The organism is Dickeya chrysanthemi NCPPB 402 (assembly GCF_000406105.1).
Lineage (GTDB): Bacteria > Pseudomonadota > Gammaproteobacteria > Enterobacterales > Enterobacteriaceae > Dickeya > Dickeya chrysanthemi.
Genome location: NZ_CM001974.1, coordinates 1,405,653 through 1,418,209, shown reverse-complemented (window position 1 = coordinate 1,418,209; position 12,557 = coordinate 1,405,653). Strand labels below are relative to the sequence as shown.

The following is a 12,557-nucleotide window of genomic DNA, read 5'->3' as shown; positions in this document are numbered from 1 at the left end:
CCACAGGTTAAAATTATCGGTCTATCGTGTTTCCGACCGGATTCCCCATGGCGCAGTTATCTGTATGAAAGGTAAAGAATAGCCATAACGGTTATTTATGTTTTATCCGGGAAAGTGCTAGGCTTTCGCCTGCCAACTGTTTTTCAGAGCCCTAGCCTAGGGCTGACGGCTTTCCCCAATGGAGAGATGGTTCATGATTGATGTGTATTACGCCCCTACCCCTAACGGTCACAAAATCACCCTGTTCCTGGAAGAAGCACAGTTACCCTATCAATTACACAAGGTGGATATCAGCGCCGGCGATCAGTTTAAACCGGCGTTTCTGGCCATTTCCCCCAATAACAAGATTCCTGCCATCGTCGATCAGCAACCTGCCGACCTGGGCGCACCGATCAGCCTGTTCGAATCCGGTGCTATTTTGCTCTATCTGGCCGAGAAAAGCGGCAAGCTATTGAGCTCCGATGTGCGGGAGCGTGCCGCCACTCTGCAATGGCTGTTCTGGCAGGTAGCCGGTTTCGGGCCGATGCTGGGACAAAACCACCATTTCAACCACTTTGCGCCTCAGCCGGTGCCTTACGCCATCGAACGCTACCAAAAGGAAACGGAGCGGCTGTATGGAGTGCTGGATAAACAACTGCATGACCATGCCTGGCTGGCCGGCAATGCGTACAGCATCGCCGATATCGCTACCTATCCCTGGGTGGTGTCTCACGAACGCCAGCATATCGACCTTGACGCCTTCCCGGCAGTGAAAAGTTGGTTTGAACGTATTCGCGAGCGCCCAGCTACGCAGCGCGCCTACCAGCTCGCCGCTAAAGCCTGATCAGGCTTGCCGCCATGCCCGATTTGCCGGGCGTGGCTTTTTCGTCCTATTCGGCAATCATCAAACGCTTTGTTGCCACCAAATATGCTGTTCTGTCCTGAAAAGTGCTTGTTCCGCTGATAAAAATTCCCTGAGATGTGGTCAACATCACCGGCAGGTACGGATGGATCATCTATGCTAAAACCAATGGAGAAACGCGACTTCAGCGGATACGGCACCATTGCCCGGCTAAAGGAAATAACCTGATATACAAAGCGAGGCCAGCTTATGAAGCTACTGATCACCGGGGGAACCGGCCTTATTGGACGTCATCTGATTACGCGCTTGTTGTCCCTGTCGCACCAGGTCACGGTGGTGACCCGCTCTGTGGAGCGCGCGCGACGGCTGTGGGGCGACCAGGTCAATTACTGGCACGGACTGGAAGAACACACCTCGCTGGATGGCTTCGACGGCGTTATCAATCTGGCTGGCGAACCGATTGCCGACAAACGCTGGACCAAAGCGCAAAAAGCACGGCTGTGCCAAAGCCGTTGGGATATCACCCGCCAGCTCGCGCAGTTGATTCGCCGCAGCCAAACGCCTCCTTCGGTATTTTTGTCCGGTTCGGCGGTTGGCTATTACGGCGATCAGGGGCAAGCGCTGGTAACCGAAGATGAACCGCCTCACGATGACTTTACCCATGAACTTTGCGCCCGTTGGGAGGCGCTGGCGCTGGAGGCGGAAAGCGATCATACCCGTGTTTGCCTGATGCGTACCGGGGTGGTTCTGTCGGCAGAAGGCGGTGCGCTGGCCAAAATGCTGCCGATTTTCCGGCTGGGGATGGGTGGACCAATCGGCTCCGGCAGGCAATACCTGCCGTGGATTCATATTGATGATATGACCAACGCTATTTTATATCTGTTGGACACCCCCATGCTGAGAGGCCCCTTCAACATGGTGTCGCCCTACCCGGTGCGTAACGAGAAATTCTCCGCCATGCTGGCGAACATGTTGGATCGCCCCGGTTTTGTTCGTACTCCCGGTTGGGCTCTCCGGCTATTAATGGGCGAAGCCGCAACGTTACTGCTGGGCGGGCAACGGGCCATTCCGCAGCAACTGGAGCAAGCCGGATTTGGTTTTCGCTTCTTTGAGCTGGAAGAGGCGCTGAAAGATTTGCTGCATCCCCGCGCCGGTTGATCAGAGTCAATCGGCGCGGGGACAGCACGAAGATACGAAACGTTACTTCAGCGCACCAGACAGGAACTGCTGCAAACGAGGGCTTTGCGGGTTGCCGAATACCGCCTCCGGCGGCCCTTCTTCTTCCACCAGCCCTTGATGCAGAAAGATCACATGGCTGGATACATGCCGGGCGAACTCCATTTCGTGGGTCACCACCACCATGGTTTTACCCTCTTCCGCCAGTTGCTGCATGATGCGCAAGACTTCGCCCACCAGTTCCGGATCCAGCGCCGACGTCGGCTCGTCAAACAGCAACACATCCGGCTCCATCGCCAGCGCACGGGCGATAGACACTCGCTGCTGTTGGCCGCCGGACAAATCGGCCGGGTATTTCTCCTGTGACGCACCGGTAATACCCACTTTATTCAGGTAGAACTCCGCGCGCTTGCGGGCTTCCGCCTTGCTCAATCCCAGCACCTGCACCGGCGCTTCCATCACGTTCTCCAGCGCCGTCATGAAGCTCCACAAATTGAAATGCTGGAATACCATGGTCAGCCGGGTACGCAGCAGCTGTAGCTGCTTTTTGTCGAACACCTTCAGCTGACCATCTTTGTCCCGCACCATGTGAATTTCCTGTCCATTCACATGGATAGACCCTTCACAAGGTTTTTCCAGAAAGTTAATACACCGTAATAAGGTGCTTTTACCCGATCCCGATGACCCGATAATCGAAATAACGTCCCCGGCTTTAGCCTGTAATGAAATGCCTTTCAGCACCTCATGCTGACCATAACGCTTACGTAATTCCGTCACCATCAGCTTGTTATTCTGCATGCTTTGTCTGTTCCTGCACTATTTATTAATGGGATGAACGGGTGTGAAGATGCCGTAACCAGCGGCGTTCCGCCTTCCTGAACAACGAGATCAATACAAATGATATCGCCAGGTACATCACGCCGGCGATGCCAAAGGCATAAAACGGTTTATAGGTGGCTGCGTTGATATCACGCGCCACTTTCAGCAAGTCCGGCACCGTGACGGTAAATGCCAGCGAGGTGGAATGCAGCATCAGGATGACTTCGTTGCTGTAGGCCGGTAGCGCAATGCGCAATGCCCCCGGCAAAATGATGCTGCGATATTGTTTGAAACGTGAAAACCCGTAGGCCCGCGCCGCTTCGATTTCACCGTGCGGCACAGAACGAATGGCACCGGCGAAAATTTCCGTGGTATAGGCACAAGTATTCAGCGCCAGCGCCAGAACGGCGCAATTCAGGCCGCTGCGAAAAAACGCGTTCAACAAGTCGGTGCCGCGCACGATTTCCAGGCTGTATACGCCAGAGTAAAACACCAGCAGTTGTACGTAGAGCGGCGTGCCGCGGAACACATAGGTAAAAGCCCAGACCGGCAACCGGTAGCGACGGCGAGGCGAGACGCGGGCTATCGCCAGCGGAATCGCCATCAACCCGCCGAGGGTCACCGATACAATCAGCAGCCACAGCGTCATCGCCAGCCCGGTAAGACGGTAGCCGTCACTCCATAGCAAGGCTTGCCAGTATTGTTGCAGAATCTCACTCATAATTTACTTTCCGGACTCCCTGTGAGTAGCGTTTTTCCAGCCACCACAGCACCCCGTTGGACAAGGTGGTAAAAATCAGATACAGCACACCGGCGACAATCGCGAAAAAGAACGGATGATGCGTTCCCTTTCCGGCCAATTGCGTTACTTTGATCACATCGCTCAGCCCCAGCAGCGACACCAGCGCGGTCGACTTGAGGATCACCTGCCAGTTGTTGCCAATCCCCGGCAAGGCAAAGCGCATCATCGACGGGAACATGATGCGGCGAAACACTTTCATCGGCGAAAAGCCAAACGCCACCGCCGCTTCAATCTGACCTCGAGGCACCGCCAGATAAGCGCCGCGGAATGTTTCGGTGAAGTACGCGCCGTAGATGAATCCCAGCGTAATAATCCCGGCCGCCAGCGGATCGATATCGATTTGATCCATGCCTAGCGCTTCGGTGACGCTGTTAAGCGCCATCTGTAAACCATAGAAAATCAGCAGCATCAGGACCAGATCCGGTACGCCGCGAATCAGGGTGGTATAGCCAGAAAAACAACCGGATAGCACTCGGCTGGACGACAGCTTGGCCGCCGCACCCACCAGGCCAATCAGCAGTGACAGCACCAGCGAACACACCGCCAGTTGCAGCGTCATGCGTGCGCCATCCATGATTAATTCGGAATAGCTATAAAGCATTACATCAATCCGCTCAAAAAAGAGACACCACCGCCTGCACAAAACAAGCGGTGGTTAATCAGGAAGGCTTAATCACCGTATACGTTGAAGTCAAAGTACTTCTTCGCCAGCTTGTCGTAAGTGCCATCCTGACGCATGGCGGCAAACGCTTTATCCAGAGCGGCTTTCAACTCGGTTTCGTTCTTGCGCAATCCCATACCGGTGCCGACGCCGAACAATTTGTCGTCTTTCACCGCCGGGCCGGCAAACACATAGTCTTTACCCGCAGCCTGTTTCAGGAAACCCTCACTGCCTGCCACTTCATCCTGAAACGCGGTATCGATACGGCCAGAGGTCAGATCGGCATAGATCAGATCCTGATTCTGGTAGGCCACCACATCCACGCCCTTCGGTTGCCAGTACTGGTTGGCGTAAGCTTCTTGCGTAGAAGCCTGCAACACGCCGACGCGTTTCCCTTTCAATGCCTCCAGCGTCGGCTGAATCGGCGAGCCTTTCTTCGCAATCAAACGTGCATTGGCGGCGTAAAGTTTGTCGGTAAACGCAATCTCCTGCTGACGCTTTTCAGTGATCGACAGGGAAGAAATGATGGCATCGATCTTTTTCGCTTTCAGAGACGGGATCAGCGCGTCGAAATCACTCTCGACAAAGGTGCAATTTGCCTGAATGCGTTTGCACAGTTCTTTTGCCAGGTCGATATCAAACCCCACCAGTTGACCACTGGCATCCTTGGATTCAAACGGTGCGTAGGTCGGGTCAGTACCAATCTTGATATTTTTAGGAACCTCGGCGAATGCGCTGCCTGCAGCCAATACCAGTGCGAGGGGCAAAAGCTTCAACATTTTTTTCATTGCGTTACCCTATTTTATGATTGTGTATGTCTAAGTGATTCGTGAATTTGACCGCGAAATAGTGGTGATGAATACGTTTGCTGTGTGAATTAATTTGCGTGCTGTTTGCAAAAATATAGCAAATTTTATGCCATAAAAAATATGCTATTCTGCATAAAGTCAGGCAGCGTGATCATGATAAGTGCATCAATATAATCAATGAATTATGCTGAAGCCTGCGATGAAATAAGCGGTGAGGCGAAGCTGGCACGCACTAAATGCACGAATTTAGTGCACAACAATGCACCACAAAAACACAACGCATAATCATGGTGCAAAAACGGTTTCTCTCAGAGAATCAGCGCCGTGATAGCGTGGCGCGGGCCACCACCAGAAAGGCTTACGCCCCCTGCCAGCGGGTAAACAGATCCTGCGGTAATGCAATATCAAACTGATCGAGTACGCGGTTAACCGTCTGATCGATGATATCTTGCACAGTTTGTGGGCGGTGATAAAACGCAGGCACCGGCGGCATGATCACCGCGCCCATTTCTGCGGCCGCATTCATTAACCGCAGATGACCAATATGAAGCGGCGTTTCCCGCACGCACAGCACCAGCGGGCGACGCTCTTTCAGCACCACGTCTGCTGCACGAGTCAACAGGCTGTCGGTATAGCTATGGGTAATGCCGGACAGGGTTTTGATAGAACAGGGAAGAATCGCCATCCCTGCGGTTTTGAACGACCCGGATGAAATGCTGGCGGCGATATCGCGGGAATCGTGCACCACATCGGCCAACGACTGTACATCGCGCACGGCCAGTTCCGTCTCCAGCGATAGCGTTTGCCGGGCCGCAGGGCTCATCACCAGATGCGTTTCAACCCCGCTCACTGGTTGTAGCACCTGCAACAACCGCACTCCATAGATCACGCCGCTGGCGCCGGAAATACCGACAATCAGTCGCTTCATTTTCACCTCACGGGCCACCGCTGTAGCGGTGATAACAACTTGTGCGCTGACTTTGCCGCATCCCCCAAAGATTGGCAAGAATAACAGCGACAAAAAAGGGAGCTTGCGCTCCCTGTGTCGTTATCGGTCTATCGCTGATGATGCTCAACCTTCGTTGTGCAGTTCCAGATCTTCGACTTCATTCTGGCTACGCATCGCTTTGGCATCGTCATTACGTAATGCTTCCAGGTAGTCCAGATAATCCTGATTCACATCTTTGGTGACATAAACACCGTTGAACACTGAGCATTCAAACTGAACAATTTCCGGGTTATCTTCACGCACGGCGTCGATCAAATCGTCCAGATCCTGGAAAATCAGCGCATCGGCACCAATAATCTGACGGATTTCTTCCACTTCACGGCCGTGAGCGATCAGTTCATTAACGCTTGGCATGTCAATCCCGTACACATTCGGGAAACGAATTTCCGGTGCCGCGGAGGCCAGATAAACCCGACGGGCGCCCGCTTCACGCGCCATTTCCACAATCTGTTGAGAGGTGGTGCCGCGCACGATGGAGTCATCCACCAGCAGTACATTCTTGCCGCGGAATTCCGCCCGGTTGGCATTCAGCTTACGACGCACGGATTTGATGCGAGTCTGCTGGCCCGGCATGATAAAGGTACGGCCGACGTAGCGGTTCTTCACAAAGCCCTGGCGGTAAGGCTTGTTGATAATACGAGCAATTTCCAGCGCGATATCACAAGACGTCTCCGGAATCGGAATCACCACGTCGATATCCAACTCTTCCCACTGGCGGGCAATCTTCTCGCCCAGCTTCTGACCCATGCGTACACGCGCGCTATAAACCGAAATCTTGTCGATAAAGGAATCGGGGCGAGCAAAATAAACATATTCGAACAGGCATGGGTGGCTTTTCGGGTTTTCAGCGCACTGGCGAGTAAATAGCTGACCGTTCTCGGTGATGTACACCGCTTCACCCGGCGCCACATCACGCAGGAATTCAAAACCCAGGGTATCCAGCGCGACGCTTTCCGACGCCACGATATATTCGTTGCGGCCATCGTTCAGTTCACGCTTACCGATCACCAACGGGCGGATGCCGTTCGGATCCCGAAACGCAACCATACCGTGACCGATAATCATGCCGATACAGGCGTAAGCACCACGAATCTGCTGGTGCACTGCCGCCACTGCGGCAAAGATGTTATCGGCTTCCAGCGGGTAGTGCTGAAAACGGTCCAGTTCTTTGGCAAACACGTTCAGCAGAATTTCGGAATCGGAGGTGGTATTGACGTGGCGGCGCCCTTCTTCGAACAGCTTCTGACGCAGTTCATGGGCATTGGTCAGGTTACCGTTATGCGCCAGCGTGATCCCGAATGGGGAGTTGACGTAAAAAGGCTGGGCCTCTGAGGCACTGGAACTGCCTGCTGTAGGATAGCGGACATGGCCAATCCCCATGTTGCCCTGCAACCGCTGCATGTGCCGGGCTTCAAACACATCCTTCACCAGGCCGTTTGCTTTGCGCAGACGAAAGCAATTGGTCTCATTAATGGTGACGATGCCTGCGGCATCCTGCCCACGGTGCTGTAACACCGTTAACGCGTCATAAATCGACTGGTTGACCGGTGTAAAACCGGCGATACCGACAATACCGCACATGTGGTCTTTTCCTCATCAGCGCTACCGCGGCTAGATGTGCCGCGGCAAGAAACTCGACGTGCTTTGCAGGTAGTCAAAAAACCACCTGATGATATAACTGAACTGCGGGATTAACTGAGATTGCTTCCAGTCAGCACTCTGTGAAAAACCGGTGAAGGTATCGAGAAAAAACAGTAACGCAGAGACAATCAACACACCGCGTAAAGCACCAAAGCAAATGCCCAGTACCCGGTCAGTGCCTGATAATCCGGTGCGTTCAACCAACGAACCGATCACATAATTGACGATAGCACCCACAATCAAGGTCGCAATAAACAGAATGGCGATAGCGATACCGTTACGCACCAGTTCATCATTAAACCGCGTGAAATAGACCGCGAGATAGACATAGTAGTGGCTGGCGATAAAGAACGCCGCCCCCCAGGTCACCAGCGACAACGCTTCACGTACAAACCCCCGGATGAGACTGACCAGAGCCGAGAATCCGATAATACCGATAATGACGTAATCAACCCAAACCATGAACCATCCTAATAATGAACGATGACAATCATAGCGCCGGTCATCCTGTTCGCGGCGCATTCTAACAGAAAAAGAAAACGTTTGCGTAGCGTATTTCCGGCCGATTTTTTCGATAGGCGAATAAATAAAAAAAACCTCTCGCCGTCATAGGAATAGCATCCGTGGTTTGCCACTCGCTACGGCAAGACGGCGCTGATGCACCGCACAAAATACAAGGGGCAAGGTCGCTGCGCGCCCCTACCCCTGAATGTGGTTTATTGCTTATCGGCTGACTCAGCGCGCACTGTAAGGCCGAACCTGCCCGCTCAACCCACTGAGTTGCTGCAAGTCTCCCAGCGCGGATTGCAGTTTCTGCTTCGAGGCATCCGGCCCGACATAGATGCGGGTAATCTGCCCCACCACCGGTGTCGACGGCACGGTATAAGCACGATAGCCGGACAGTCGCAACTTCGCGACAATCTCATTGACTTTATCGGCATTCTTTAGCGCCCCTAATTGCACGACAAAAGCCTGACCTGCTGGAGCCTGCTCCTGAGCCGGCGTTTTATTTTCCGTCGGCTTGTTTTCCGGCGTACGGGGTTCCGTTTTGGTTTCCGCCGCGCGGGTGTCGACCGGTTTTTCGACCGGTTTACCGTCAGCCGTTTTACTTTCCACCGCTTTCACGTCAGGCTTAGGCCGGGTATCCGCTTTCGTCTCCGGTTTTTTGGTTTCCGGCTTCGCCGGCTGGGCTTTCATCGCAGGCGGCGCGACCTGTTGTACCGGTTGCCGAGGCTCCGTTACTATCGGTGCGGCAGGCACAACCTGACGGGAAGGCGATGATGCTGAGGCACCATGACGCTCGGGCACGGGTGCCGGCGTCAGGTGCGGTTCTTCTTCCACCCCGGCGCCCACATCACTTTTGTTTTGCATCGCTGCTTCAGCGCCTTCAGGCGGCTGGGCAGGCAACGGCTGATTGACAGGCGGCATCGACTCCGCCTCCAGTGTATCACCCGGCTTGGGAACCAGCGGGATGGCGGCAAAATCCTCTTCATAATGCTTTTTTTGCCATCCAGCAGCCCAGGCAGCACGATGACCCCCAGCGCTACCATCACAACGGTTCCCACCAGGCGATTCTGAAACTTACTCGCCATGCATTCCGCTCCCGTCCAACGCTTCCATCACATGCGCGACAGTATGGAAAGAACCGCAGACAATCACCACATCATTTTCTCCGGCGTCCCGCATTGCCTGTCGCCAGGCTGTCGCCACATCCGGGTACTGCGTGCAGTCCGTCAAATGTTCGGCCAGTTGATCCGCGCCGGCACCGCGCGGGCCTTCCAGCGGCGCGCAATACCAGACATCGACCTGCGGTTTAAGATGCGACAGCGTACCGGGAATGTCTTTATCGGCCAACATGCCGACCACCGCCCGCACCTGACCGGTACGCGGTAAATCAGCCAATCGTGCGGCCAGATAAGCCGCCGCATGAGGATTATGCGCGACATCCAAAATCAACAACGGTTTTTCGCTCACAATCTGGAAACGTCCCGGCAGTTGTGCCTGACGCAACCCCTGGCGAATAACCTCGGCGGTTAACGCAATATCGGAAGCGTACAACGCCGCCAGCGCCGTTGCGGCATTGGCCAACGGAACGGTAGGAACGGGCAACGCAGCATACTGAACGTCGTCACACTGCCAGCGCCAGCCATCGCCCTGCAATGCAAACTGCCAGTCTGCACCACGGCGAAACAGGCGCGCGCCTTTTTCCTGCGCCACTGCGGCAATCGAAGCCGGCATATCCGGCTCACCGACGACGGCCGGCCGGTTGCCGCGGAAAATCCCCGCCTTTTCCCGGCCGATACTTTCCCGATCGTTACCCAACCAATCGGTATGATCCAACGCGATGCTGGTCACCACCGCGACATCGGCATCCACAATATTGGTGGCGTCCAGACGCCCGCCAAGACCCACTTCCAGTATCACCACATCCAGTTGCGCCTGTTTGAACAGCCACAATGCCGCCAGCGTGCCGAATTCAAAGTAGGTCAGCGAGATGCCGTTACGGCCCGCTTCAACCGCAGCAAAGGCTTGTGCATGGTGGAATTCCGGTAATTCACGCCCTTGAATACGTACCCGTTCGGTGTAACGCAGCAAATGTGGTGAGCTGTATACCCCAACCCGAAGCCCGGCCGCGCTCAAAATGGACTCCAGCGTGCAGCAGGTGGTGCCTTTGCCGTTCGTGCCGGCTACGGTAAATACGCGGGGAGCAGGTTGCAGCAGGTCAAGGTGTTCCGCTACCTGCCGGATACGATCCAGACCAAGATCAATGGCCTGACTGTGCAGATTTTCAAGATAGTGAAGCCACGTGGCCAGAGGCGACGTGGCTTGAGGTGTCTGAAGATTGTCCATGAGTCCCGTTCACTGACTTACGGTTGATTGCTGCCGGGAACACGGCAACAACGCCGCCCTGCTCCCGGCTCATCATTGATTAGGCATCACTCTGTGATTCGTGCGAGGCGGACATCCGCACCACAGCTTGCTCCTGCGGCTCCGAGCGGTTAGTCAGCCGGGACAGGATGCTGGCCAATTTGTAGCGCATATCTGCACGACGGACGATCATGTCGATAGCGCCTTTTTCCAGCAGGAACTCACTACGCTGGAAACCCGGCGGCAGCTTTTCACGCACCGTCTGCTCGATAACGCGCGGGCCGGCAAAACCGATCAATGCTTTCGGCTCGGCGATATTCAGATCGCCCAGCATCGCCAGACTGGCGGATACGCCGCCCATTGTCGGGTCGGTCAACACCGAAATATACGGTAAACCACGCTCACGCATTTTCGCCAGCGCCGCACTGGTTTTCGCCATCTGCATCAGCGACATCAGCGCTTCCTGCATACGGGCACCGCCACTGGCGGAGAAACAAACCAGCGGGCAGTTATCTTCCAGCGCTTGCTCCACGGCACGAACAAAACGCGCACCGACAACCGACGCCATCGAACCGCCCATGAAAGAAAACTCGAACGATGCGGCAACCACCGGCATGTCGTACAAGGTCCCTTTCATCACCACCATCGCATCTTTTTCGTCAGACTGCTTCTGCGCGGCGGTAATACGGTCTTTGTACTTCTTCGAGTCTCTGAATTTCAGGACGTCTTTGGGCTCCAGCTCGCTCCCCAGTTCCACCATGCCTTCCTTGTCCAGAAACGCGTGGAGACGAGCCCGGGCGGACAACCGCATGTGGTGATCACATTTCGGGCACACTTCCAGATTACGTTCCAGCTCGGCACGGTAAAGCACCTGACCGCAACTGTCACATTTCGTCCAAACCCCTTCAGGTATGTTCGCCTTACGGGTGGGTGTGACATTACTTTTATTGAGAATTCGTTCAATCCAGCTCATTGATAACCTTTCTGCTTGAACCTGGCACCAGCCAGTACGCTGCTACACGTTACCCAATCCCTGGCAACGCCGCCTATGAAGCGATATCTCATCCCGATGCGTCGGGACGCGATATTGGTATTCAGGCCTGTTTATACAAACACCGCCGTAAATGCTGCTCATTAAACCATAACGATCCGGGCGTGTGGACAAAAAACTGGTCAAACCGGATGTTAAAATAATTTTCCACTTATTTCATATTTTGCCGCGTTATGGCGCGTTTATGCCGCCAGAACTCGATTAACCCCGGCAGGATGGAGATGAAGATGATTGCCACAATCAATAACTTCAGGTTCTCCTGCACCAACGGCAGATCACCGAACAGGTAACCGGCATAGCTGAACGACAGCACCCACAACACCGCCCCGGTCACGTTGTACAGAGCAAACTCGCGATAACGCATGTGCCCCATCCCGGCGACAAAGGGCGCAAATGTTCTCACAATCGGTACAAAGCGCGCCAGAATTATTGTTTTGCCGCCGTGGCGTGCATAGAACGCGTGAGTCCTTTCCAGATAGCTACGCCGGAAGATGCGCGAGTCGGGATTGCGGAATAATTTCTCGCCGAACAACCGGCCAATGGTGTAATTGACCGTATCGCCCAACACCGCCGCCAACACCATTAACGCCACCATCATGTGAACATTGAGGTCGTTAGTCGGCAATGCGGCCAGTGCGCCGGCGACAAACAACAGCGAATCACCGGGCAGGAACGGCGTTACGACCAGCCCCGTTTCGCAAAACAGAATCAGAAACAGAATTGCGTAGATCCATACGCCATACTGCGCCACCAGCTCAGCCAGATGCACATCGATGTGCAGGATGAAATCTATGATAAACCGTACAAAATCCAGCATAATCGCGTCCTTATCAGTTCAAATGCCGGCTTATTCAAAGTCGGCCTCGTCGTTTATCGACGG

The 12,557-nt window shown here is 54.5% G+C and carries 12 protein-coding genes and 1 pseudogene; 2 read left to right on the top strand and 11 right to left on the bottom strand.

Annotated elements, in window-relative coordinates:
* Positions 1-193: 193 nt before the first annotated feature.
* Entirely contained in the window at positions 194-823 is a 630-nt protein-coding gene (yfcG, locus tag DCH402_RS06500; protein WP_040000403.1) for a GSH-dependent disulfide bond oxidoreductase, read from the top strand.
* 267 nt (positions 824-1,090) lie between these two features.
* Positions 1,091-1,999, top strand: a complete 909-nt coding sequence (locus DCH402_RS06495) for a TIGR01777 family oxidoreductase (protein WP_040000402.1) — start codon at positions 1,091-1,093, stop codon at positions 1,997-1,999.
* Between the two features lie 42 nt (positions 2,000-2,041).
* On the opposite strand, the gene hisP is transcribed toward DCH402_RS06495, so the two are convergent.
* The 11 genes and pseudogenes from hisP to DCH402_RS06440 all read right to left on the bottom strand — a co-directional run bounded on the left by hisP (position 2,042) and on the right by DCH402_RS06440 (position 12,491).
* Positions 2,042-2,815, bottom strand: a complete 774-nt coding sequence (hisP, locus tag DCH402_RS06490; protein ID WP_013318727.1) for a histidine ABC transporter ATP-binding protein HisP — start codon at positions 2,813-2,815, stop codon at positions 2,042-2,044.
* A 25-nt stretch (positions 2,816-2,840) separates the two neighbouring features.
* Complete coding sequence (locus DCH402_RS06485; protein ID WP_040000401.1) at positions 2,841-3,557, bottom strand: ABC transporter permease; 717 nt, start codon at positions 3,555-3,557, stop codon at positions 2,841-2,843.
* Positions 3,550-4,239: a histidine ABC transporter permease HisQ gene (locus DCH402_RS06480; RefSeq protein ID WP_040000400.1), complete on the bottom strand. Its 690-nt coding sequence runs from the start codon at positions 4,237-4,239 to the stop codon at positions 3,550-3,552. The genes DCH402_RS06485 and DCH402_RS06480 overlap by 8 nt, the downstream gene beginning before the upstream one ends.
* Before the next feature lie 68 nt (positions 4,240-4,307).
* Positions 4,308-5,087, bottom strand: coding sequence for a lysine/arginine/ornithine ABC transporter substrate-binding protein ArgT (argT, locus tag DCH402_RS06475; RefSeq protein ID WP_040000399.1), 780 nt, complete (start codon positions 5,085-5,087; stop codon positions 4,308-4,310).
* A 379-nt stretch (positions 5,088-5,466) separates the two neighbouring features.
* Entirely contained in the window at positions 5,467-6,036 is a 570-nt protein-coding gene (locus tag DCH402_RS06470) for a UbiX family flavin prenyltransferase (protein WP_040003420.1), read from the bottom strand.
* A gap of 144 nt (positions 6,037-6,180) precedes the next feature.
* Positions 6,181-7,698: an amidophosphoribosyltransferase gene (gene purF, locus DCH402_RS06465; RefSeq protein ID WP_040000398.1), complete on the bottom strand. Its 1,518-nt coding sequence runs from the start codon at positions 7,696-7,698 to the stop codon at positions 6,181-6,183.
* Positions 7,699-7,728: 30 nt separating this feature from the next.
* A complete protein-coding gene (gene cvpA / locus DCH402_RS06460; protein WP_012769112.1) occupies positions 7,729-8,220 on the bottom strand; it encodes a colicin V production protein in 492 nt (163 codons plus the stop codon).
* Between the two features lie 273 nt (positions 8,221-8,493).
* Positions 8,494-9,350, bottom strand: a pseudogene (gene dedD, locus DCH402_RS06455) (cell division protein DedD).
* Positions 9,340-10,608 (bottom strand): bifunctional tetrahydrofolate synthase/dihydrofolate synthase, encoded by a 1,269-nt coding sequence (gene folC, locus DCH402_RS06450; RefSeq protein ID WP_040000397.1) that lies wholly within the window; start codon positions 10,606-10,608, stop codon positions 9,340-9,342. The pseudogene dedD and the gene folC overlap by 11 nt, the downstream one beginning before the upstream one ends.
* A gap of 79 nt (positions 10,609-10,687) precedes the next feature.
* Positions 10,688-11,599, bottom strand: coding sequence for an acetyl-CoA carboxylase, carboxyltransferase subunit beta (gene accD, locus DCH402_RS06445; protein ID WP_040000396.1), 912 nt, complete (start codon positions 11,597-11,599; stop codon positions 10,688-10,690).
* Between the two features lie 229 nt (positions 11,600-11,828).
* The gene (locus tag DCH402_RS06440; RefSeq protein ID WP_040003418.1) at positions 11,829-12,491 is read right to left on the bottom strand and encodes a DedA family protein; all 663 of its coding nucleotides are present in this window, start codon (positions 12,489-12,491) and stop codon (positions 11,829-11,831) included.
* Between the last annotated feature and the right edge of the window lie 66 nt (positions 12,492-12,557).